This window comes from Schaalia odontolytica (genome assembly GCF_005696695.1).
Classification (GTDB): domain Bacteria; phylum Actinomycetota; class Actinomycetes; order Actinomycetales; family Actinomycetaceae; genus Pauljensenia; species Pauljensenia odontolytica_C.
In genome coordinates this window covers 1-24293 of sequence record NZ_CP040006.1, presented here as the reverse complement: position 1 = coordinate 24293, position 24293 = coordinate 1, and the positions used below count along the sequence as shown (strand labels likewise).

Annotated in this window: 13 protein-coding genes and 2 tRNA genes; 3 read left to right on the top strand and 12 right to left on the bottom strand. The window is 65.2% G+C overall.

Going from position 1 to position 24293, the window contains the following annotated elements:
• Window positions 1-579: 579 nt before the first annotated feature.
• Entirely contained in the window at window positions 580-7437 is a 6858-nt protein-coding gene (locus FBF35_RS00070) for an SdrD B-like domain-containing protein (RefSeq protein WP_060566064.1), read from the bottom strand.
• 644 nt (window positions 7438-8081) lie between these two features.
• Here FBF35_RS00070 and FBF35_RS00065 point away from each other — a divergent pair.
• A complete protein-coding gene (locus FBF35_RS00065; RefSeq protein ID WP_060566063.1) occupies window positions 8082-9509 on the top strand; it encodes a cryptochrome/photolyase family protein in 1428 nt (475 codons plus the stop codon).
• Between the two features lie 134 nt (window positions 9510-9643).
• On the opposite strand, the gene FBF35_RS00060 is transcribed toward FBF35_RS00065, so the two are convergent.
• The 3 genes from FBF35_RS00060 to FBF35_RS00055 all read right to left on the bottom strand — a co-directional run bounded on the left by FBF35_RS00060 (window position 9644) and on the right by FBF35_RS00055 (window position 9969).
• Window positions 9644-9716, bottom strand: a tRNA-Ala gene (locus FBF35_RS00060).
• 11 nt (window positions 9717-9727) lie between these two features.
• The gene (locus FBF35_RS10555) at window positions 9728-9862 is read right to left on the bottom strand and encodes a DLW-39 family protein (RefSeq protein ID WP_003791404.1); all 135 of its coding nucleotides are present in this window, start codon (window positions 9860-9862) and stop codon (window positions 9728-9730) included.
• 30 nt (window positions 9863-9892) lie between these two features.
• Window positions 9893-9969, bottom strand: a tRNA-Ile gene (locus FBF35_RS00055).
• Window positions 9970-10092: 123 nt separating this feature from the next.
• Here FBF35_RS00055 and FBF35_RS10700 point away from each other — a divergent pair.
• Window positions 10093-10380: a hypothetical protein gene (locus tag FBF35_RS10700; RefSeq protein WP_316043222.1), complete on the top strand. Its 288-nt coding sequence runs from the start codon at window positions 10093-10095 to the stop codon at window positions 10378-10380.
• A complete protein-coding gene (locus FBF35_RS00050; protein ID WP_316043221.1) occupies window positions 10356-10970 on the top strand; it encodes an Mbeg1-like protein in 615 nt (204 codons plus the stop codon). The genes FBF35_RS10700 and FBF35_RS00050 overlap by 25 nt, the downstream gene beginning before the upstream one ends.
• 1791 nt (window positions 10971-12761) lie before the next feature.
• Here the strand turns inward: FBF35_RS00050 and FBF35_RS00040 are convergent.
• The 8 genes from FBF35_RS00040 to dnaA form a co-directional block, all read right to left on the bottom strand.
• Window positions 12762-13154, bottom strand: coding sequence for a DUF3566 domain-containing protein (locus FBF35_RS00040; RefSeq protein ID WP_003791401.1), 393 nt, complete (start codon window positions 13152-13154; stop codon window positions 12762-12764).
• A gap of 127 nt (window positions 13155-13281) precedes the next feature.
• Window positions 13282-15912: a DNA gyrase subunit A gene (gene gyrA, locus FBF35_RS00035; RefSeq protein WP_060566062.1), complete on the bottom strand. Its 2631-nt coding sequence runs from the start codon at window positions 15910-15912 to the stop codon at window positions 13282-13284.
• A gap of 75 nt (window positions 15913-15987) precedes the next feature.
• Window positions 15988-18012: a DNA topoisomerase (ATP-hydrolyzing) subunit B gene (gene gyrB / locus FBF35_RS00030; RefSeq protein ID WP_060566061.1), complete on the bottom strand. Its 2025-nt coding sequence runs from the start codon at window positions 18010-18012 to the stop codon at window positions 15988-15990.
• Between the two features lie 307 nt (window positions 18013-18319).
• Complete coding sequence (locus tag FBF35_RS00025; RefSeq protein WP_060566060.1) at window positions 18320-19219, bottom strand: hypothetical protein; 900 nt, start codon at window positions 19217-19219, stop codon at window positions 18320-18322.
• Window positions 19220-19319: 100 nt separating this feature from the next.
• Entirely contained in the window at window positions 19320-20108 is a 789-nt protein-coding gene (locus FBF35_RS00020; protein ID WP_060566059.1) for a DUF721 domain-containing protein, read from the bottom strand.
• A complete protein-coding gene (recF, locus tag FBF35_RS00015) occupies window positions 20101-21297 on the bottom strand; it encodes a DNA replication/repair protein RecF (protein WP_060566058.1) in 1197 nt (398 codons plus the stop codon). The genes FBF35_RS00020 and recF overlap by 8 nt, the downstream gene beginning before the upstream one ends.
• 1 nt (window position 21298) lies before the next feature.
• Complete coding sequence (gene dnaN / locus FBF35_RS00010) at window positions 21299-22435, bottom strand: DNA polymerase III subunit beta (RefSeq protein WP_060566057.1); 1137 nt, start codon at window positions 22433-22435, stop codon at window positions 21299-21301.
• A gap of 409 nt (window positions 22436-22844) precedes the next feature.
• Complete coding sequence (gene dnaA, locus FBF35_RS00005) at window positions 22845-24293, bottom strand: chromosomal replication initiator protein DnaA (protein WP_060566056.1); 1449 nt, start codon at window positions 24291-24293, stop codon at window positions 22845-22847.

Sequence of the window (24293 nt, the reverse complement as noted above, 5' to 3'; positions counted from 1 at the left end):
TGGAGCCTCATGATGCCACCATGAAACCCACGACGCCTTTGCTCGAAGACATAGCATCAAAAACGGGTGTTTCTGTCGAGCAATGGTGCCGTCGGTTTCACTGGAGACAGAGCACGCGCCAGCAAAGGTGATGACGGTTTCACGAGAGTCACCGGCCACACCGGTGGATGGCGGCAGGGCCTGGCCGCGGTGCCGGTGGGCGGTGGCGGGGCCTGGCCGGGCTTCGAGACGACGCGCCGTGCCCATCAACACACCCGGCACCACTGGTGTGGAGGGCGCCGGAGGGATCTGCCGCGGTGCCGGTGGGCGGTGGCGGGGCCTGGCCGGGCTTCGAGGCGACGCGCCGAGCGAAGCTCGCGGCGCGGACGGCGAGCGGGCGGGCCGCCGCCCACCGGAACACACAGCGGCCGGGCCCGACGGCACCCGGAACACCCGTGAGGCCACAAGTAGCCCGGCCCACACAACCGCCCGGGTACATCACACGACCACCCAGGTACGCCAAAGGGGCGGGTACCGAAGTACCCGCCCCTTGTCGGCTCACTCAGCCACTGCCTCGTCGAGGCTCAGGCCGAATGATCCTCAGTCCTGGCGACGGCGACGCATCCACAGGAACATGCCGCCAACGACGGCCGCTCCCAGGCCAGCCCCGCCGATCAGGCCGTCGAAGCCGGTGCGGGCGAGGCCCTTCTTCGGCTTGGTGGCCGGGACGTCGGGCGCGACGTAACCGAAGTTCACGCCGGTGACCTTCTGGTTGTCGAAGCCGATCGTGATCTCACCGGACATGGAGTCGGCGATGCCGTCCGGGTCCTCGGTCTGGTCGAGGCCGGCGAGGTCGCCGTCCGGGTGGACCTTGACGCGGTAGGTGCCGGCGGGCAGCTTCTCGAAGGAGTAGTTGCCGTCCTTGTCGGTCGTCGTGGTGGCCACGACGTTGCCGTCCTTGTCGAGCAGGTCGACCGTCACGCCGGAGAAGGTCTCTTCACCGTCGGTGTAGGAGCCGGACTTGTCGGAGTCGCGGTAGACGCGACCGGCGATCGAGTAGTCCGGGACGTAGCCGAAGTTGACCTTTTCCTGCAGGGAGTTCTCCGGGCCCATCGTGTACACCGCGGAGGTGTCGTCGACGGTGGCGTCGGGGTCCTCGGTCTGGTCGTAGTCCTTGATGGACGAGGAGCGCACGACCTTGACGGTGTACTTGCCGTCGGGCAGGTGCTGGAAGGCGTAGTTGCCGTCCGCGTCGGTGTCGAGGGTCTGGAGGACCTTGCCGTCCTCGTCGAGGAGCTGGACGCTCACACGCTCGAGGCCGGGCTCGTCACCGTCGATCGTCTTGTCGCGGTTGTCGTCGCGGTAGACGGTGCCCTTGATGGTGTTGTTCGGGACGTAGCCGAAGTCGACGTCACCCTTGGTGGGGTTCTTCTCGTCGAGGGTGATCGGCTCGGACGCGTTGTCCAGCTTGTTGTCGGGGTCGCCGGTCTGGTCGGTGTCGGTGAGGGCACCGTCCTTGACGACCTTGACGGAGTAGGTGCCGTCGGGCAGGTGCTCGAAGGAGTACTTGCCGTCCTTGTCGGTCGTCGTGGTGGCGATGACCTTACCGTCCTTGTCGAGGAGCTGGACCGTCACGCCGGAGTAGCGTCCTTCGGTGTCGCCCTTCTTTCCATCGCGGTCACCGTCACGGTAGATGGTGCCGTTGATGGAGTTGTTGGCAATGTAGCCGAAGTTGACGTCCGTTTCGGTGCGGTGGTCGTTGCTCAGCGAGATGACGCCGGAGGTGGAGTCCTTGGTGGAGTCCGGGTCCTCCGTCTGGTCGAGGTCGGTGAGGGCACCGTCCTTGACGACCTTGACGGTGTAGTCGCCGGCGGGCAGCTTCTCGAAGGAGTAGGCGCCGTTCTCGTCCGTCGTGGTGGTCGCGACGACCTTGCCGTCCTTGTCGCGCAGCTCGACGGTCTGGTTGGCGTAGCCCTTCTCGGTCGCGCCGTGCGACTCGGAGCGGTCACCGTCTCGGTAGACGAGGCCGTGGATCGAGTAGTCGGGAACGTATCCGAAGTCGATGTTGTCCTTGGAGGGGTTGTCCTCGCCCAGGGTCACCGGTTCGGAGGCGTTGTCCTTGTTCGCGTCCGGGTCCTCGGTCTGCTCGGTGTCGGCGAGCTCGCCGTCCTTGACGACCTTGACGGAGTAGGTGCCGTCGGGCAGGTGCTCGAAGGAGTACTTGCCGTCCTTGTCGGTCGTCGTGGTACCCACGACGTTGCCGTCCTTGTCGAGGAGCTGGACCGTCACGCCGGAGTATCCGGGCTCGGTGCCGTCCTGGTCGCCGTTGCGCGAGTCATCGCGGTAGACGGTGCCCGACAGGGAGTTGTTGTTCACGTAGCCGAAGTTGACGTCCGTCTTGGACGGGTTGTCGTTGTTCAGCGTGATGGGCTCGGAGGCGTTGTCCTTCGTGGCGTCCGGGTCGCCGGTCTGCTCGAGGCCGGCGATGGGGCCATCCTGAACGACCTTGACGGAGTAGGTGCCCGCGGGGAGCTTGTCGAAGGAGTAGTTGCCCTTCTCGTCGGTCGTGGTGGTGGCGACGACGTTGCCGTCGGCGTCGACCAGGTTGACCGTCACGCCCTCGTAGAGCTTCTCATCCGTGTCCAGCGCGCCGGAGCGGTTGCCGTCACGGTAGATGGTGCCCTTGATGAAGTAGTCGGGCACGTAGCCGAAGTTGACGTTCTTCTTCGTGGGGTTGTCCTCGTTCAGGACGATGGGCTCGGAGGCGCTGTCCTTGGTGCCGTCCGGGTCCTCGGTCTGCTCGAGGTCGGTGAGGGCACCGTCCTTGACGACCTTGACGGAGTAGGTGCCGTCGGGCAGGTTGTCGAAGGAGTAGTTGCCGTTGGCGTCGGTCTTGGTGGTCGCGATGACCTGTCCGTCCTTATCGAGGAGCTGGACCGTCTGCTCGGGGTAGCCGGCCTCTCCCCCGTTGAGGGAGTTGGAGCGGTTGTCGTCGCGGTAGACCGTGCCGGAGATCGAGTTGTTCGAGATGTACCCGAAGTTGACGTTCTCCTTGATCGGGTCGTTCAGCTCGAGGGTGATGTCACCGGAGGTGTTGTCCTTGGTGGCGTCGGGGTCCTCGGTCTGGACGAGGTCGGCGATGGGGCCTTCCTTGTGGACGCGGACCTTGTAGGTGCCTTCCTCGAGGTTGGTGAACGCGTAGGCGCCCTTGGCGTCGGTGGTCGTGGTGGCCACGACGTTACCGTCCGTGTCGAGAAGGTCGACGGTCACACCCTGGTAGAGCTTCTCGCCGTTCTCGAGGGACTCGGAGCGGTCGGCGTCACGGTAGACGGTGCCCTTGATCGTGTAGTTCGTGGCGTAACCGAAGTTCACGTTCTTCACGGAGGGGTTGTCGTGGTTCACCTGGACGACGCCGGAGGTGTGGTCCTTGGTGCCGTCCGGGTCCTCGGTCTGCTCGAGCTTCTTGAGGAGGTCGGAGGGCTCCACCTTGACGGTGTACTTGCCGGCGGGCAGCTTGGAGAAGGAGTACGTGCCGTCTGCCTTCGTCGTGGTCGTCGCGACGACCGAGCCGTCCTCGCCGAGCAGGTTCACGGTGATGCCGTCGAAGCCGGGCTCGGAGTTGTTGAGGGACTCGGAGCGGTCCTTGTCGTAGTACACAGTGCCGGAGACCGTGTAGTCCTCGGCGTAGCCGAAGTTGACGTTGGTGACGTCCGGGTCGCTGCGCGTGAAGGTAATGGCCTGCGAACGCGAGTCCGTCTTACCGGAGGGATCCTCGGTCTGCTCCTTGTCCGCCAGCGGGCCGGTCTTGTCGACCTGGACGGTGTAGGTGCCGTCGCTGAGGCCGGTGAAGGAGTAGTTGCCGTCCTTGTCGGTCGTGGTGGTACCCACGACGTTGCCGTCCTTGTCGAGCAGCTTCACGGTGACACCGGACAGGTCGATATCGCCCGTGTTCTTCGTCTTATCGCGGTTCTGATCGAGGTAGACGTTGCCGGAGATCGCGTGCTTCTTGATGTAGCCGAAGTTGACGTTCTCGCGGACCGGGTTGTCGGCGTTGAGCGTGATCGCGCCGGAGGCGTTGTCCTTCGTGCCGTCCGGATCCTCGGTCTGGGTCAGCTCGGCGATCTCGCCGGCCTTGGTGACCTTGACCGTGTAGGTTCCGGCGTCAAGGCCGGTGAAGGAGTAGTTGCCGTCCGCGTCGGTCTTGGTGGTGGCGACGACGTTACCGTCGGCACCGACCAGCTCGACCGTGATGTCCTTGAAGGGGTCCTCACCGTTGTCGAAGGAGGAGGACTCGTTCGCGTCGTAGTACACCTTGCCGGAGAGGCGATGCTTGACGGTGATGGACGCCGAGGAGGAGTTGTTGCCGGGCACGAGGTCGTACTCGGGCGGGTTCACGAAGGCGGCCGTGTTGTTGAGGGTCTTGCCGTCGGTGCCGGCGTCCAGCGTGACGGTCACGAAGAGCGAGGCGTATTCGCCGGCGAGCATGTCGCCGATCGTCCACGTGGTGCCGTCGAAGGTGCCGGCCTCGTCGGTGCCCTTACATTCCTGCGGCAGGCCGGTCGTGTAGCCGGAGGCGCACTTGTGCGTCTCGGCGGACACGAAGGTGGTACCTGCGGGGAAGGCTTCCTTGACCTTGAGGTCGGGGGCCTTGCCCTGGCCGATGTTGCCGGCGTCGATGCGGTAGGTGACCTGGTCTCCGGGCTTCAGGTTGGAAGCGTCGGAGACGACGGTCTTGTTGAGGGCGACGTCGAGCGCGAGGGCCATGGCGACCTTGATCGGCTCGGCGGGCAGGATGGCACGGTTGTTCGAGGCCTGGGTGGCCGCGATCGCGACGGACTCGTAGGCGATGCCGGTCGCGTTATCGGGGGCCTTGATGGGCGCGATGATCGGGATCGATGCGCCGGCCTTGATCGGGGTGGCCTTGCCGTTGATGTAGATGCGGTAGGACTTCACGTCGGCCCACGAGGCCGGAGTAGCGGTCCAGTTGTTGTCGCATCCGGCGGGGCCAGCCGCCATCGCGTCGCCCTGCTTCATGACTTCGCCGCGGCAGGGGTTGTAGGAGGTTGAGTACTCGATGGTGACCTGCGAGGGGTCGATGCCCGAGCCTGCGCCGACCTGGAGGGGGCCGGTGAGGATGGGCGCCCACTCGGAGCCACGAGAATCAGAACCCTGGATGGCGGTATCACCAACGTGGGGCAGGATGCCGTACACGGTCATGTCGGACAGGTCCGCGTTACCGGAGTTGGTGGGGGTGATGCGGTACTGGCCGTCTTCACCCTGGCGGATCATGGACACGCCGTCGGTGTACTTCTTGTAGGTCGAGCCTTCCACGGAGCCGAGGCTCTCGAGGACGACGTCGGCACCGGCCTGCTCGGAGACCGTGAAGGTCGAGGAGACGGGGCAGACCTGGTCGGCCGTGTTGCCATCACCGTTGACATCGTAGGTGTCGTCGGTGGAGCCGTAGAAGCAGATCGTGGTCTTCTTGGAGGTCAGCGCGTACTCGGGTTCGGCTGCGGAGATGTAGGCCTCGTTCTTGTGCGTGCCTGCGCTCATCGAGGGGCCGACCTTGCCGCGCAGCTGGATGGTGGTGCCACCCTTGGTCTGGTAGCCGGGCCAGGTGACCTGGACGAGCTGGCGGGTGCAGCCGGTGGCGTCGGTGACGTCGCGGACCGTGACGGTCTTTTCCTTACCTGCGGGACCACCGGTGACGGAGTCCTCGACGAAGGTCATGCCGCAGGGCAGCAGGTCGGAGATGACGGGCTGGGAGTCAACGACGGTCGAGGTGTTGTTCGCGGTGACGCTGAAGGTAACCTCGGAGCCGGGGGACGCCAGGTTGCCCTTGATGGTGGACTTGGCGTTGTAGTACTTGGGCAGCGCGGTGCCCAGCGTGAGGATGTCGCAGTAGTCGTCGGCGGGGATCTGGATGGATCGGGAGCCGTCGAGGGACTTCATGGACCAGTCGGAGACACAGTTCTGGACGCGCACGTACTGGTCGGACTTGCCGGCCTTCCATGCGGCGGAGTTGGTATCGGCCTGGACGTAGGTGGTGCCGTCCTCGGTCGTTGGGGTGCCGGCGCCGACCGGGCCGGCGACGTTCAGGATCGAGGACTCACCGGCGGGGATCGTCTGCTTGTAGTGGAAGACGGTCAGGTACTCGTCGGCGGCGAAGGAGGAGAAGTCGAATGCCTTGCCGCGGTAGACGGTCTGAGTGCCGGTGTTGCCCTTGTTGGTCCAGTAGGTAATCTCGATGGGCGTCGTCGTCTGGGTGTCGATCGTCTTGACGCGCATGAGGGGCTTGTCGCAGTCCTTGGAGCCGTCGGTCGGGGAGACGAGGCCACAGGTCATGTAGTCGGTGTACTCCATGACGACCGGGACGTTGGAGTTGTTGGAGTAGCTGTACAGCCAGTTGCCCTGCTTGCCGCGCTCGAACTGGCTCATGGCGCGCTTGTTGAAGCCGCCACCGTAGCGGATCTCGCTGTCGAAGCGGTGCGTGAAGGAAGCATCGGCGGTGACAACGTTGGTCTCGTTGTGCATCTCCTTGCCGGTGAGCTTCGCGGTGTTGGTGACGGTCTCGTCCGTGCAGGTGTCGTCGTAGTGGACGGTGACGGACAGGACGATGTTCATGAACGCGGGGTTGACGTCGCCGACGTTCCAGGTGACGGTGTGGGTCGCGGCGTCGTAGGAGCTCTCGACGGTCGCGGCCGTGTTCGTCTTGGTGTTACCCGAGGCCGAGGAGGACACGTACTTCGCGCACGCGGGCAGCGGGTCGGTGATGACGACATCGGTCATGTTGGACTTGCCGTTGAGGCCGTCCACGTTGGTGTCGTACTTCGGCGTGATCTGGTAGGTCACGTCGACGTTCTTGGGGGTTGCGACCGGGCCGGTCTTGCTCAGGAGCGGGGTCGGCTCGGACTTGATCGTGACGGTCGCCTGGGAGGTTTCCTTGCTCTCGCCCGAGGTGAAGGTCGCGACCGGGGTGACGGTGGAGCCGCCGGGGGTCACGCCGCGCGGGGCGGTGAAGGTCAGGACCGTCTGGAACGACGAGCCGGCGGCGACTGTTCCGAGGTTGTAGGTGACGAGGCCATCGGCGTTAGCGGTCGGAGCCTTGATCGTGGGGGTGACGACCTTCTTGCCGGCGGTCGCCGTGGCGTTGACGCCTTCGGGGGCCGAGTCGAGGTTCGAGTTGCCCGCGGGGGTCACCGTGTGGGGCAGCGTGATGGTGACGACCGAGTCGAGGCAGTCCTCCGTGGTGGAGGCGCACGCGAACTCGACGACGTAGCGCTGCTCGACACCGGAGAGATACGAGGTCTCGTCGGGTGTGATGGCGAGTTTGAGCGTCGGGGCCGCCGCATATGTGGGCAGCGTCGTGACGCCGAGCATAACGAGGGCGGTCGTGACCAGCATGGCAAGCAGCTGGGCCGGCTTGGAAGCCTTCGACCACGTGTGGTTGATGTGCACAGCCTTCTCCTGAATGTGCGAAAAGTGTATATTTCAAGCCAATTTTACGAGTTTCTCAACAAGTGTGAAGAAGCTATTTTCCGAGATGAGAAGCCTTCCAACTTCACTTATGTAGGTCAGTTTTCAAACAATGGTGGAGCGCCGACAAACAACCGTCCACACGGTTTATACACAACTGTGCATAGCGCTGTGGATAAATACGGGCTTTCAGTGCAGCTGATGGGCCACTTTGCATGTATTTTGTGATGTGGCACCCTGATTCCCCACCTGTAACCAGGTGGTCGGACAAGTTTTATCCGAGCGCACAATATGGCCTCAGCGGCACCGCTGACCTGCTCAAATTGTCGAAGCTCACATACAGAAAACCCGCAACCACCAGGTTGCGGGTGACACGCGGACCTCCGTAGACAGGTTGAGAGTGTTGGCTCGGCCACGCGCCATCCCCAGACCTCCGACGTATCTGGTGGCACAGCTCGCCTGTCAAGTACGATGACCAGCGACGATAACGTGCATGACCACAGCACTCCAAGCCCGGGTTTGGGCGGACCCCTTCCTTGATCGAGAGCAGCAGCCGATGACCCTCCCACCCTTCGCCGACACGATCGCCGGCCAACTCCTGCGCTGAACACTCTCAAGGACCATCCATGACCACACTGATCTGGCTTCGCGACGACCTCCGTCTGGCTGACCATCCAGCTCTGACGGCCGCCTGCTCGGCAGCACATGGGCCCGTGGTGGCACTATGGATCCACGAAACCCGCAGGACCGATGAAGACAACAACCGGCACGGCCCACGCCCGCTCGGTGCGGCCACCCGGTGGTGGTACCACCGCAGTCTGCAGCAGCTGGCACCGCGGCTTGCTGACCTTGGCATTCCACTCGTCTTCGCCCGGGGTGATGCCGCGAACGTCATGCGCCGAGTCGTGGACGCCTTACAACCTACCGTCGTGCACTGGACACGACGCTACGCCCCGGCAGCCTGCCGACTGGACGCCGCCATCAAGCAAGAGTTGAAATCCCGCACCGAGGTGCACAGCCACCCCGGCAGCCTGCTCACCGAGCCCTGGCTGATGCAGACGACCAACGGCTCCCACTACCAAGTTTTCACACCGTTCAGCCACGCCGTAGCCTCCCTGCCCCTCGGTCCCCTCCTGCCCGAGCCCTCACCGGTCATTGATCCGGACGGCGCGGCCACAGCCCTCGCCTCGTTGCGGGAGGACGGCGTCCTGCAGAACTTAGAGGACATTGGCTTGCTCGACGACGGCCCCGCCTGGTGGGAAGAGACCCTCGCACAGCACTGGGAGCCCGGTGAATTGGCGGCCCTGCAGCAACTGGATGCGATTGACAGCTGGTTGCCCGGCTATGCCACACGCCGCGACCTGCCCGGGGAGGAAACATCCACCAGTAGAATCTCGCCGAGGTTGCGGTGCGGGGAACTATCGCCGCGCCAAGCCGTGGCCGCAGCCCGTAGCAGCACGGCCTCGGGCGAGGATATAGCCGCTTGGACCAGGCAACTCTACTGGCGCGAGTTCAGCTGGCACCTGCTCCACCACCGCGAATATCTCGAGGACACCCCCATGCGTCCGGCTTTCGCGGAATTCCCCTACGATCCCAACGACCACCTGGCGCAGGCCTGGCGACAGGGCCGCACCGGCATCGACCTCGTCGACGCTGGAATGCGGCAACTATGGCAGACAGGCTGGATGCACAACCGGGTGCGCATGGTCGCGGCATCGCTGTTCACCAAGAACATGCTCCAGCCCTGGCAAGACGGCGAGCAATGGTTCTGGGAGACTCTCGTGGACGCAGACGAGGCCAACAATCCTGTCTCCTGGCAGTGGGTGGCCGGCTGCGGCGCGGACGCTGCGCCCTACTTCCGCATCTTCAACCCTGACCTCCAGCGCACCCGCTTCGACCCGCGCAGCTGCTATGTCAAGCGCTGGATCCCGGAGGGAGCCGATCGGCCTGTCGTCCCTGTCGTCGACCTGGCCGAGTCGCGACGCGAGGCACTCGCCGCTTACGAGCAAGTACGCGGGGCATCCGGCTCCCATGCCAGGCCTCAACGTGGTTGAGGTGAGTGTCCACGGGATGACGCCGACGCCGGAGCCACCCTCACCAACGCCCGGGCCGGGCCGGACCTAAGACAGCAAAAAGGCCCGAACCGAAACCATCCAAGATGGCAAGGATTCGAGCCTTGTACGTCGAGTGGAGCTAACGGGACTCGAACCCGTAACCCCCTGCTTGCAAAGCAGGTGCGCTACCAATTGCGCCATAGCCCCGTTGGAGGAACTCAGTCCTCCACGGCGTCCGTGACGGACGTCCACAGGTCAGCGTTATCGGAAAGATCAACGAGAATTTGTCGGACGGCGATGCCGACGGCCACGACGGATCCGACAGCCACACAACAGGTGACCCATTTCTTCATGATGATCCTCCGCTTTCGCTCGCCTGCGGATGGTGGGCCTAGGTGGGCTCGAACCACCGACCTCAGTCTTATCAGGACTGCGCTCTAACCTACTGAGCTATAGGCCCAACCGGCACCCTTTCGGGCACTCGGATATAGTACACAGCACAGGGCCATCCGGCAAAATCGAGCGTTGGTGACGTCCAACACGACCGCGATCGTCCGGCCCTCGATGGAGAGGAGGAGGCCTCGTGACCACCGTCATCGAGCACGTCCGAGACTCGCACACACCGCTACGAGCGGACCTCTCCCCCGCCGACGCCCTCGCTCTCTCGTGCCTGGTCTACGTGGATTTCCACGCGCTGCCCGGCCCTCGTTCCGCGCGCGGATGCCTGCTCCGAGAAGTCGCCCAGGCCTCGTCAATCCCGTCTCTGTATCGCTATTCGTTGGCGTCCCACGCCGATCGTCCCCTCCTCGAGGCCGCCGGTGCGAGCGCGCGCTTCGGGGACCTGCGGTGTGCGATGCGGTCACTCGGCTGACGTCGAGCCCGCTTGCTCAGTTCGGTTCCGTCACCTTCATCGACGAGGCCGGGGCGACCTACGTGGTCTTCCGCGGGACGAATGCAAGCGCGGTCGGGTGGGCGGAGGATGCCCGCTTCGGCCTTGATTTCCCGACTGATTCGCAGCGGTGGGCCGCCAACTATCTGGCATATGCGGCGTCGCGATCCGATGGGCCGATTATTGTTGTCGGACACTCGAAGGGCGCGAATCTCGCGCTGTACGCGGCTGCGACGGTCACTCCTCCGCCGCTCAAGCACGTCTACGCGTTTGATCCCGTGGGTTTTCCAGCCCCGGTTGTTGACGGTGGATTTTTCGCGAGCATCTGCGGGCTGATACACATCTACGTGACGGCGGGTTCCTGGGTGAGTCCGCTGCTCCCCCTGCCCGCGCCGGCCACCGTCGTCGCGTCGTCATGGCCGGGGCCGCTCAGCCACAACCCCTATGCGTGGCGGTGTCAGAGGTCTTCGCTTGCGCCCGATTACCGTCAGCCGTCGCGGTCGGGCCGATTTCTGCGTGCTGTTCTCAGCGCACTGTTGCGGGCTCGCCCGACGCGGATTGGCATCAACTAGCGAACCGGACACCCGGGCCCTGTGATGCGCACGCGGGCCCACCTGGTGGCTATCTAAGCCCACCTACGCGCACGTTAACCCGACAGGTGGTGGTCTGGGCGGGCTGCCCACCATGCCACCAATGGGGTTTAGCTGCGCATCGGTGGGTTAAGGTCGCCAGTAGATAGACCCAGCCACCAGGCCCACTGGGCGATAAAGTGGCGACATTGAAACCACCATCACCACTGCACACCCCCAACAAGGAACCACAGAAACCGACATCACCGGTGTACCCAAAACCTTGACCACCTCGCCCATAACAGCCCGTTGTCAGCGTTGTTCATCAAGGTGGTCTGCACTTTGGCCTCGAACCGTGACCTCACTGCTGCCACATGGGGAAATGACGTCATTAGAACCCCGACACGCCGCCGACACGCCGACATCCAGCTCCTAATGCTGCAAAACCCCCACCGACGCCGATGTGGAGGGTGCCGGAGGCACCGCAAACTATGGTGGCGGGGCCGGCAGGCGGTGGCGGGGCCGGGACTGTTCCGGGACGGGGACGGGGCCTGTGGCCGAGCAAGGGCCGGTGACAGTAGCGAGCCGGTAGGCGTGACAAAGTTCGCCCGGCGCGCCCTGTCCCCCACTCAACCCGTGACAAAATTCGCCCAGCAACCTTAAAAACGTCAAATGTGGGGTGTTTCGAGCGCGCTGGGCGAACTACTTCACGCTCACACCCACGATCAGGCCGTGCTGGGCGAACTTCTTCACACGCAGGACCCCGCCCGTGGCGACTTTGCAAATAATGACACCACTGCAGCCACTGATGCAGGCCAGCATGAAACCACCATCACCACTGCGCACCCCTGAACAGCAACCATTGAAACCAACAACACCACTGCAACCGAAAAACGCACTAAAAACACCCGTATCTCACCCGCAAAGGTGATGGCGGTTTCAACCCCAGCCACGTACGAGCGCGCAAAGGCGACGCCGGTTTCAATCCCACGCAAGCACGCACAAGCACAGGCAAACCGGTTTCACGCGAAGGATCTGCGACACCCACACGTAGCTTCAAACCCACTCCTAGAAAAATCGCACGTAATTCGATCGGACCGACCCCACAACAACACGCAGAAACGTTGAAATACCAACGATCACAATTCAAATCCTGAAACAGTCGCAGGGGAATTACGTGCGAAATTAATGACCCGGCATCGAGCGAGGTACAGCACACACAGTCAGGTGAGGCCACGCAGCGCCGACATCGGGCGACAGTGAGCGATAGTGGGGCCGGGACGAGCTTCGAGACGACGCCCCGGCCACACGTCAGCGACAAGGCGCCACTGATGTGAAGGGCGCCGGAGGGAGCTGCCGCGGTGCCGGTGGGCGGTGGCGGGGCCAGAGCAAGCACACGCACCCCAAGCCCCGCCCGATTGGAGGCCGCCGCGGGGCCTGCGGGGCCTGGCCGAGCTTCGAGACGACGCCCCGGCCACACGTCAGCGACAAGGCGCCACTGATGTGAAGGGCGCCGGAGGGAGCTGCCGCAGTGCCGGTGGGCGGTGGCGGGGCACACGTACCAAGCACCGCCCGATTGGAGGCCGCCGCGTGGCCTGCGGGGCCTGGCCGTGCTTCGAGACGACGCGCCGAGCGAAGCTCGCGGCGCGGACGACTCGCGGGCGGGCAGGACACGCGGCGGCCGGAGATCAGGCGGGGCTACAAGGAGATCAGGCGGGGCTACAAGCAGCGCGATAACCGTCACAAGGCATAGCAAAAGGGGCCGACATCAGCCGACCCCTTGCGCGAGTGCCCTCACTCATCCATGAGAGACACCTTGACGCCACCCACCAACGAGGCGACGACGTTGTAGAGCATGGCTCCCAGCGTCGACAGGGCGGTGAGCAGCACGACGTTGATGACTGCGACGATGGTCGCGTAGGAGATGACGCGCGGCAGACGAGCGTAGTCCAGGAGGTCCGCGTAGCGTCCGGCGCCCATGGTCTTGAGGAATTCCTCAAGCTGGCTGAAGACGTGCATGGCGTCGACCATGAGCCACAGGACGATCGTGGCGACGACCATTGCGATACCCAGGGCGACGGACAGCAGGAACGCCACCTTCATGACGGTCCACGCGTCGATGCGCGCGATGGCCAGGTCAACTCGGCGGGGAGCGTCGCTGCGGGTGCTCGAGACGTGGTCGCTCATGGGTTTCCTTCCAGGTCGCACTTCCTACCTGCCAGGCTACCGCATCGCCTGGCACCGGCGCTGGTTCCGCGCCGCTTTGGCAGATTGATCACGGGACGAGGCGTGGGCCTCGTCCCGTGATCACGCGTCACTTGTCAGCGTCTGCGGTATCGTCACCGCCAGCGGGGGCCGAGGCCTCGTCCGCGGGGGCGTCGGTCGCCTCAGCAACCTCCGCGCCCTCAGCGCCCTCGACAGCCTCGGTGTTCTCGGACTCGTCGGTCTCGTCCTCGTCGCCCGAGTCGGAGTTGCGGGTGATCGCGATGATGCGGTCGCCGTCGTCCGGGCGGGCGAAGATGACGCCCATGGTGTTGCGGGCGGTGGGTCGCACGTCGGAGGCGTTGACCTGGACGAGCTTGCCAGACTCGGTGATGACCATGACGTCTTCATCGGGTCGGACGACGAGGGCGCCGACGAGGCCGCCGCGTTCGTCGACGAGCTTGCCGACGCGCACGCCGAGGGTGCCGCGCGACTTGGTCGGGTATTCCTCGACGGGGGTGCGCTTGGCGTAGCCGGACTCGGTGACGATCAGCAGGTCGGTGTTCTCGCGCGGGACCTCCATGCTGAGCAGTTCGTCGTCGCCGCGGAACTTCATGCCACGCACGCCGGACGTGGAGCGGCCCATGGAGCGCAGCTGGTCTTCGGTGGCGGTGAAGCGCACGGCCTGGCCGTCGCGGGAGACGAGGATGAGGTCTTCGTCGGCCATGATGGTCTGTGCGGAGACGAGCTCGTCGGGCTTGCCGTCCTCGTCCTCGCGCAGGTTGATGGCGATGATGCCGCCGGAGCGGGGCGAGTTGTACAGGCTCAGCGGGGTCTTCTTGACGAGGCCGCGCTTGGTGGCCAGGACCAGGAAGTCTGCGTCCTCGTAGGTGCGGATTGCGAGGACCTGTGCGATGTGCTCGTCGGGCTGGAAGGCCAGCAGGTTGGCGACGTGCTGGCCCTTGGCGTCGCGACCGCCCTCCGGGATCTCGTAGGCCTTGGCGCGGTAGACGCGGCCGAGGTTGGTGAAGAAGAGCAGCCAGTTGTGCGTGGTCGTGACGAAGAAGTGTTCGACCACGTCGTCGCCGCGCAGCTGGGTGCCGCGCACGCCCTTGCCGCCGCGCTTCTGCGAGCGGTAGTTGTCCGTGCGGGTGCGCTTGGCGAAGCCGTCGCGGGTGATGGTGACGACGACGTCCTCTTCGGGGATGAGGTCTTCCATCGACATTTCCCCGTCGAAGGGGAGGATGCGGGTGCGGCGCTCGTCGCCGAACTTGTCGACGATTTCGCCGAGTTCGGCGGAGATGATGGCGCGCTGACGCTCGGGCTTGGCGAGGATGTCGTTAAGGTCGTCGACACGGGCCTTGAGTTCGGCGTGCTCATCCATGATCTTCTGGCGCTCGAGGGCGGCCAGGCGGCGCAGCTGAAGGGCCAGGATGGCGTCGGCCTGGACGGCGTCCACGTCGAGCAGCTCGATGAGGCCGGCGCGGGCCTCGTCGACCGTGGGGGAGCGGCGGATCAGGGCGATGACCTCATCGAGGGCGTCGAGGGCCTTCAGGTAGCCTTCGAGGATGTGCAGGCGCTCGAGGGCCTTGCGCAGGCGGAACTTCGTGCGGCGCACGATGACGTCGATCTGGTGGTTGATCCAGTGGCGGATGAAGCCGTCGATCGACAGGGTGCGGGGCACGCCGTCGACGAGCGCGAGCATGTTGGCGGAGAAGTTCTCCTGCAGGCTGGTGCGCTTGTAGAGGTTGTTGAGGACGACCTTGGCGACGGCGTCGCGCTTGAGGACGATGACGAGGCGCTGGCCGGTGCGGCCGGATGTCTCGTCGCGGATGTCGGCGATGCCGCCGATCGCTCCGTCGCGCACGAGCTGGGCAATCTTGTCGGCCAGGTTGTCAGGGTTGACCTGGTAGGGCAGCTCGGTGACGACGAGGCACTGACGGCCCTGGATCTCCTCGACGTTGACGACGGCGCGCTGCGTGATGGAGCCGCGGCCGGTGCGGTACGCGTCTTCGATGCCCTTGTGGCCCAGGATGGTGGCGCCGGTGGGGAAGTCGGGTCCGGGGATCAGCTTGATGAGCGCTTCGAGGAGCTCTTCGCGGGAGGCTTCGGGGTGCTCGAGGGCCCATTCGACGCCGCGCGCGAGCTCGCGCAGGTTGTGCGGCGGGATGCGGGTGGCCATGCCGACGGCGATGCCTTCGGAGCCATTGGCCAGGAGGTTCGGGAAGCGCGCGGGCAGGATGGTGGGTTCCTGGTTGCGGCCGTCGTAGTTGTCCTGGAAATCGACGCATTCTTCGTCGATGTCGCGGACCATTTCCATGGCCAGGGGCGCCATCTTGCACTCGGTGTAACGGGGTGCGGCGGGGCCCAGGTTGCCGGGGGTACCGAAGTTACCCTGACCGGCGACGAGCGGGTAGCGCAGCGACCAGGGCTGCACGAGGCGCGCGAGGGCGTCGTAGATCGCAGCGTCGCCGTGGGGGTGGTAGTTACCCATGACCTCGCCGACGACGCGGGAGGACTTGGAGAACGAGGAGGTGGGGCGGTATCCGCCGTCGTACATGGCGTACAGGACGCGGCGGTGGACGGGCTTGAGGCCGTCGCGCACGTCGGGCAGGGCGCGCCCGACGATGACGCTCATGGCGTAGTCGAGGTAGGAGCGCTGCATCTCCTTTTGCAGGTCGACCTGGCGGATGCGCTCGGTGTCCGAGATGTGCCGCGCGTCAGTAGTCTGCTCGTCGCTCACGTTTTTCCTTACGTTGTTTCTGCTCGATCAGGCCCGCCCGGTACGAGGCCGGGGCTGGGCTGGTCGTGGGTGATGTCAGATGTCGAGGAAGCGCACGTCGGTGGCGTTGCGCTGGATGAACGTGCGGCGTCGGTCGACGTCGTCGCCCATGAGGATCGTGAAGGTCTCGTCGGCGTCTGCGGCCTCGTCGAGGGTGACCTGCTTGAGGATTCGGCTGGCCGGATCCATGGTGGTCTCCCACAGTTCGTGGTCGTTCATTTCGCCCAGACCCTTGTAGCGCTGGATGCCGCCTTCCTTGGGCAGGCGGCGGTTCGCGGCGGCGCCGGCGGCGAGCAGTTCGTCGCGCTCCTTGTCGGAGTATGCGAATTCGTGCTCGGCGTTGGTCCACTTGATGCGGTACAGCGGGGGCATGGCGATGAAGGTGTGGCCGCCCTCGATAAGGGGTCGCATGTAGCGGAAGAGGAGGGTCAGCAGCAGCGTGGCGATGTGCTGGCCGTCGACGTCGGCGTCGGCCATGATGACGATCTTGCCGTAGCGCAGCTTCGAGATGTCGAAGTCTTCGCCGATGCCGGTGCCGAAGGCGGTGATGAGGGAGCGGATGGTGTCCGAGGACAAGGCTCGGTCCAAGCGCGCCTTTTCGACGTTGAGGATCTTGCCGCGGATCGGCAGGATGGCCTGACGCTCGGGGTCGCGGCCGCCGACGGCGGAGCCGCCTGCAGAGTCGCCCTCGACGATGAAGATTTCGCACTCGGAGGGCGTGCGCGAGGAGCAGTCGCGCAGCTTGCCGGGCATCGAAGCCGACTCGAGGACGCCCTTGCGGCGGGTGGCCTCGCGGGCCTTGCGGGCGGCGACGCGGGCGGCCTGGGCGGCCTGGCCCTTGTTGATGATGGCCTTGGCGTCGGCGGGGTGGGCATCGAACCAGTCGGTGAGCTTGGAGTAGACCTGCTGGGCGACGAAGGTGCGGGCCTCGGTGTTGCCGAGCTTGGTCTTCGTCTGGCCCTCGAACTGGGGCTCGGTGAGCTTGATCGAGATGACGGCGGTCAGGCCTTCGCGGACGTCGTCACCGGTGAGGTTGTCGTCCTTGTCGCGGATGATGCCCTTTTCGCGGCCGTAGCGGTTGACGAGGGAGGTCAGCGCGGTGCGGAAGCCCTCCTCGTGCATGCCGCCTTCGGTCGTGTTGATGGTGTTGGCGAAGGTGTGGACGGACGAGGAGTAGGCGGTGGTCCACTGCATGGCGATTTCCACGCTCATGGTGCCTTCGTCGTTTTCGGCTTCGAAGTCGATGATCTCGTTGTTGATCGTCTCGGACTTCTTGGCGGAGTCGAGGTATTCGACGTAGTCGCGCAGGCCGTGCTCGTAGCAGTAGGAGACGGTGCGGTGGCCCTTGGTCTTCTTGTCCGAGGCCTCCTCGCCGCCGGCGATCTCGTCGCCTTCGTCGGTGGCGAACTCGCGTTCGTCGGTCAGGGTGATGCGCAGGCCCTTGTTGAGGAAGGCCATCTGCTGGAAGCGCTGGCGCAGGGTCTCGAAGTCGAATTCGACGGTTTCGAAGATCTCCGGGTCCGGGTAGAAGACCTGCGTGGTGCCGGTTTCGTCGGTTTCTTCGCCGCGCTCGAGGGGCGTGATGGGGGTGCCGCCGTTTGCGAACGACATGCGCCACACGTAGCCCTGGCGGCGGATCTCGGTGTTCACGCGGGTGGACAGGGCGTTAACGACGGAGATGCCGACGCCGTGCAGGCCGCCCGAGACGGCGTAGCCGCCGCCGCCGAACTTGCCGCCGGCGTGGAGGATCGTCATGACGACCTCGACGGTGGGCTTGTGCTCGGTGGGGTGCTCGTCGACGGGGATGCCTCGACCGTTGTCGACGACCTTGATGCCGCCGTCTTCCTGGATCGTGACCTCGATGTGGTCGGCGTAGCCGGCCAGGGCCTCGTCCACGGAGTTGTCGACGACCTCGTACACCAGGTGGTGCAGGCCGCGTTCGCCGGTGGATCCGATGTACATGCCCGGGCGCTTGCGGACGGCTTCCAGGCCCTCGAGGACGGTGATGTCCGATGCGCCGTAGGACTGCTCGCCTTCGGCGGTCTTCTCGTTGTCAGCCACGTGGCTCCCCTCGCATTGCGCGAAAATAGATGTTTAACCTTGTAGATTCTACCAAAAGTGGCGCTTGTTCCCGGGATTGACAGGCTCGGAGGGTTACTTTACAAACTGCATGATTCCAACGAAAAGTAGACTGTGATCAGTCACATGTCGATTGTGGTTGCGGCTGGGACGCACGGGGCCGCCCTCCCGGCTGGGAGGGCGGCCCCGTTACTCACTCGTCAGCAGCGATGATTCGCGCGCCAGGAGGCTCCGTACGACGCCGATACAGAGCTCTGAGCGGATGCGTGCGCGACGCCTGATCAGCTGATCACTTCGGCTGCCAGGTCCACTTTTGGTAATCCTTGCCCTGGCCCTGGAGGATGATCCAGTTCGGGTCGCGGAACTCGATGGGGTCCCTCTTATCCGAGATAACCCGGTAGACGACATATTCGACCGACTGCCCAGCAGGAACGTCGACTACGCCAGGCACGTATTCGAAGTCGTCGGGCTCCGGAGTCCGGAAGAAGTTAGGCGAGCCGAGCTCTTCGTTGTTCTGGTACGGACGGGGGTACATGCCACCAAATTCCGCCGCATTACCCTTGTTCGTGACCTTGAAGGTGATCTTGAGCGTCTGCTCGTTGTTATCGGCCTTGGGTCCGTACGAGATATCGGTAATCTCGTAGAGACAGTTAGCGCCCACCGGGGTCATGCTGAGCAAGCCGTTGGCTCCCGTTCCGTTTCCCTGCGTGGGTGCGGCGGACGGGTTGGTGTTGTTCGGCGCTTGAGGGTTGCCGGGCGCGGGGTTCGCCGGGTTTGCGCTGCCGCTCCCCGGGTTCGCCGGTGCGGAGGTGCCGGGTGCGGGGGCGGAAGTGTTCGAGGAGTCGTCGGAATCGGAGTCCGACATCGCCCAGATGACGACACCGACGATGATCGCGATGACGACGACGGCCGCGATGATGCCGATGATGAGCGGCGTCTTGGACTTGCCGCCCTGCTGGGGCGCGCCCTGGGGGAATCCACCCTGTCCGCCGTATCCACCCTGCGGGTTCCACTGGCCGTAGGCCTGCTGGGGTGCACCTTGGGGGAATCCACCCTGGTACTGGCCGGGGGCGTACCCACCCTGCTGGCCAAATCCCTGCTGGTATCCGCCCTGGGCGGCACCGGGGTATCCGCCCTGCTGGCCAAATCCCTGGGCGCTTCCTTCGTTCCTGGCGAATGGATTGCTCATGATGTCTCCTTAACAAGCCCTCACGCGCGGGCTAACGGAACAGCGTATCAGAGACCGCGCGGTCAGAAACATCATTTGGACGCCGACGTGCGCGGAGCTGTCACCCGTAGTCGGCGCGCGGACCTCGGCCACGCACGACGTATGGGCCTTTGCGCCACGAGGGGGCGACGGGGCCTCGGATAATGACCTGCTCGACGACGCCGGATCCGACCTTTTCGGCGATGCGCCGCTCGATGGTGGGTAGGAGCAGCTGGAGCTGTTTGGCCCAGGCCGTGGAGTCGGTGCGCACGACCAGGCGGTGGCCCTCGAAGGTCTCGATGCGGGCATGTTCGGCGACCTGCGGGCCGACGATGTCGCGCCATTTCGCCATGATCGACCCCATCTTGGTGGGGGTGTCCCATTCGCGCATCTTGATCGTGCGCGCCAGGATCGCGCCCAGGGAGTTGGCCCTGCGGTAGCGCGGGCGCATGGCTGCCATGCCGGGGGCGCGGCTCCACGAGGCGCCGGTTCCCTCCAGGGCCTGGCGCAGGGCCGCGAGGTCACCCTCGGGGTCTTCATCTGTCGACGAGGCCGGGGCTTCGATCCCGTTGGCGTGGCGGTAGGCGGCGGCTCGGGCTGCGGCGCGCGCGGCAACGCTCTCCTCGTCGGCGAGGCGGCCGAATCCATCGGTTTCGATGGCTGCGTATTCGCTGGATCCGTCGAGGCTGCGTCGGGGACGTGTTTCGTCCAGGCCCCACGAGGGCAGGGTGGACCTCGTGTAGCCGTGCGTGCGGGCGACGCTCTGGGCTCGCTCGAGGGCACGGACGACGAACTCGTCGGCGTCGGCTTCTTCGCCGGGGGCCACAGCTCCGCTCAGCTCGTCGGCGGCCACGTCCTCGCGCTCACTCATCGTCGGCCTCGTCGATGACGGTGCCGCGCTCGGGGTCGAGGCGCACGTGCAGGGCGTGGTGGTCGAGGGAGGCGGGCAGGTCGCCGGCGACCGCGCAGGTGACGATGATCTGCTCGGCCTTCGAGGCGAGGGCGGCCAGGCCCTCGCGCCGCGAGGAGTCGAGTTCGGCGAAGACGTCGTCGAGGATAAGGATCGGGGTGTCGCCGTCGTCGCTGAGCAGCTCGAAGGCGCCGAGGCGCAGCGCGAGGGCGACCGACCATGATTCGCCGTGCGAGGCATAGCCCTTGACCGGCATCGCGCCGAGGCTGAGGGTCAGGTCGTCGCGGTGTGCGCCGACGAGGTTGACGCCGCGCTCGGTTTCCTTCTCTCGCACCGACGCGAGGGCGGCGAGCATGCGCTCGGTCTGAGCATCCACGTTGGTGAGGTCGGCGCTGGCCGGGTTCTCGGGGTCGGTGCCGATGACGCGGTCGACCGAGGCGTCGAAGGCGAGGCGCAGGTGGCGCGGGGAGTCAGCGACGTCGTCGTAGGAGCGCGCGGCAGGCTCTTCCAGGCGCGATGCGATGGATGCGCGAGTGGCCGTGATGCGCGCGGACAGGGCGGCGAACTGCTGGTCCCAGATCTCGAGGGTCGACAGGTCGGGGGAGTGGCCGCGACGAAGCGAGGCCTGTGCGGCCTTCATGAGCGCCGCACGCTGGCGCGCGACCCGGTCGAAGTCGGAGCGCACGGAGGCGTGAATGGGGGAGAGCTGCGTGGCCAGGTCGTCCAAGAAAGATCGGCGCACCGACGGGTCGCCGCGCACGAGCGAGAGGTCCTCGGGTGCAAACACGACCGTGCGCACGATGCCCAGAATCTCGCGGGGCTTGACCTGCGCACGGTTGATGCGCGCGCGATTGGCCTTGCCGCGAACGATTTCGAGCTCGATGACCTGCTCGCGGCCCGAGGCTACGACCCGCGCGCGGATGACGGCACCGCCCGGGGCGGCCTCGTCCTCGTCGATGGGGATGCGCACGAGGGCACCCTCGGCGCCGACCCTATGCGACGAGAACGTGGACAGGTAGGCGAGCGCCTCGACGAGGTTTGTCTTTCCCTGGCCGTTCGCACCCACGAGGACCGTGGGGCCCTCGGGCAGCTCGACGACCCCGTGCTTCCAGGAGCGGAAGTCGTCGAGGGCCAGGTGGGAGACGCGCACGTCAGATGCCGAAGCGGATGGGCATCAGCAGGTAGCGGAACTGCGTGACCTCGCCCTCGTCGGCCTTCTTCTGGCCCGTGATGACGGCCGGCTTCGTGGGGTGCGTGAAGCCGAAGCGCACGTAGTCGGTGTCCAGGACCTGCAGGCCGTCGATGAGGAACTGCGGGTTGAACGCGGTCGAGATGTCGTCGCCGTTCAGGGTCGCCTCGATGGCTTCGGAGGCCTGGGCGTTGTCGCCCTGGCCGGCCTCGAGGACCAGCTGGCCCTCGGTGAAAGCGAGGCGCACGGAGGTCTTGCGCTCGGCGACCAGCGACATACGCTTGACGGCCTCGAGCAGCGCGTGGCGATCGACGACGGCCTGGATCGGCGTCGTGTCGGGGAAGAGGCGACGCACGGCGGGGTAGTCGCCGTCCATGAGGGTCGAGGTGGTGCGACGACCCTGGGCGGTGAAGCCGATGAGGGACGAGGCGCCGGGCTGGGACTCGCCGGACAGGCCGACCTCGACCTTGGCACCCGAGGTCATCGACTTGGCGACGTCCTGGAGGATGCGGGCCTTGACCAGGGCAACCTCTTCGATCGAGGTGTCGGTGGGCTCCCAATCGAGCTCGCGCATGGCGAGGCGGTAGCGGTCGGTAGCCAGCAGCGTGATCGACGGGCCGTTGATCTCGATGCGCACGCCTGTCAGCAGGGGCAGCGTGTCGTCGCGCGACGCGGCGATCGACACCTGGGACACAGCCTGCGACAGCGTCGACGAATCGATCGCGCCGACTCCCGTGGGCTGCGCGGGCAGCAGCGGGTACTCGTCGAGGGGCATGACCGCGAGCGTGAAGTGCGAGGAGCCGCAAACCAGGTTCACCTTCTGGCCATCGAGCTCGACGGAGACAGGCTTGGAAGGCAGCGACTTGGAGATGTCGGCGAGCAGACGACCGGACACCAGGACCTCGCCGGCCTCGTCGACGGTCGCGGGAATGTGCGAGTTCGCGGAGACCTCGTAGTCGAAGGAGGACAGGGTCAGCTCGTCGCCCTCAGCCTTGATGCGCACGCCGGCCAGGATCGGCGAGGCCGGACGCACGGGGAGCGCGCGGGCGGTCCACGACACGGCTTCGGCCAGAACATCGCGGGCGACGGTGAACTTCATAGCTGCCTCCAAAACACAAAACGGATCGGACACTACTTTACCCACAAGTGTGCCCACGTGGGGCAGGAAATTTGCCTCGCGCGTGCCATCACGTAGCGTCGGCGGCGACGTTGTTGTGCGGAGGCCTGTGAAAAAATTTTTGTCATTTGACTGTCCCTCCATCATAAGGGCTGTGAGTTCTGTGGATAACTCCCTTATGCGTTGGAATTTCAGTCAAATCTCTGTGATGTCATTCCGGGACGAGGCTGTGGATTCGTCACGAGCGCCTGTGCATGAAGCAAATGACAACTTTTTGAGATCCACAGGCAAGGCCTTTTTCTCCACAGCCGATGCGTATTCGTCCACCAGCTGTGCACAACTCCTGTGAATCTCGCGCGGGCGCCGACTTTCGTCAGCGCCCGCGCCATTTTCACGACTCCCTGGCCTTCTGCTTAATCCTATTTGTAAGCTCCGACACGTGGTTGAAGGTCTCGCGCTTCTCCTTCATGAGCTTCGAGATCTTCTTGTTCGCGTGCATGACCGTCGTGTGGTCACGTCCGAAGGCCTGCCCGATCTTGGGCAGCGACAGGTCGGTGAGCTCGCGGCACAGGTACATGGCGATCTGACGGGCCTCGACGACGTTGTGGCTGCGCTCCGACGAACCCATCTGCTCGATCGTGACGCCGAAGTAGACGGCGCACTGGCTCATGATGAGGCTGACGGTGATCTCGTTGTCGTCCGGGTTGGACACGAAATCCTTGAGCATCATCTGCGCGAGGTTCAGGTCGATGCGCTCCTGATACAGCGACGCCCACGCGCCGATGCGCACGAGCGCGCCCTCCAGCTCACGGATGTTCGAGGAGATGCGCGAGGCCACGTATTCGAAGACCTCAGGGGTCACCTCGAGGCCCTCGGCGTCCGCCTTCTTATGCAGGATCGCGATGCGGGTCTCCAGGTCCGGCGGCTGAACGTCCACGAGCAGACCCGAGGAGAAGCGCGACCGCATGCGGTCCTCGAAGCCCTTGAGCTGGGCCGGGGGCAGGTCCGAGGTCAGGACGATCTGCTTGTTCGCGCTGTGCAGCGCATTAAAGGTATGGAAGAAACCTTCGACCGTCTGTTCCTTGTCGCCGATGAACTGGATGTCGTCGATGAGAAGGATGTCGAGCTCGCGGTAGCGGCGGTGGAATGCCTCGACCTGGGAGTTGTCCGTCTTGTTCAGACGAATCGCGTTGATGAACTCGTTCGTGAACTCTTCGGAGTTGACGTAGCGGACCTTCAGGTGAGGCATCATCGACAGCGCGTTGTGGCCGATGGCTTGGAGCAGGTGCGTCTTGCCCAGCCCGGAATCGCCGTAGATAAAGAGGGGGTTGAAGGCGGTGCCCGGGGTTTCCGAGGCGGCCAGCGCGGCGGCGTGCGCGAAACGGTTCGACGGGCCGATGACGAAGGTGTCGAAGGTGAACTTCGGGTTGAGGTGGGTCGGGCCGGAGTCGGTGGGCGCGGTGACGAGGGCGGGGGAGTGGTGCTCCTCGTCCTCATCGAACGACGAGGCCGGGGTGGCCGCGGGCGCAGCGGGTGCGGCGGGGGTCGGCTCCTCCTCTTCCTCTTCTTCCGTGACGACCTCGAGCGTGGGGTCGACCGTGATGGCGATGCGGACGGTGCGGCCCAGGTGCACGGACAGGGCGGTCGTCAGCTTCGACTGCGCCTTGTCTTCAATCCACTGCTTGGTGAAATCGTTGGGGACGGCGAGGAGGATCGTGCCTTCGATATCGCCGAGGGGACGGGCCGAGCGCAGCATCGACGTGGCGACGGGCCCCAGCTCGTCGGTGGGGACTGCGTCCAGGGCCGCAGCCCACGCGCGTGTGAGGGAATCCGACTCCAC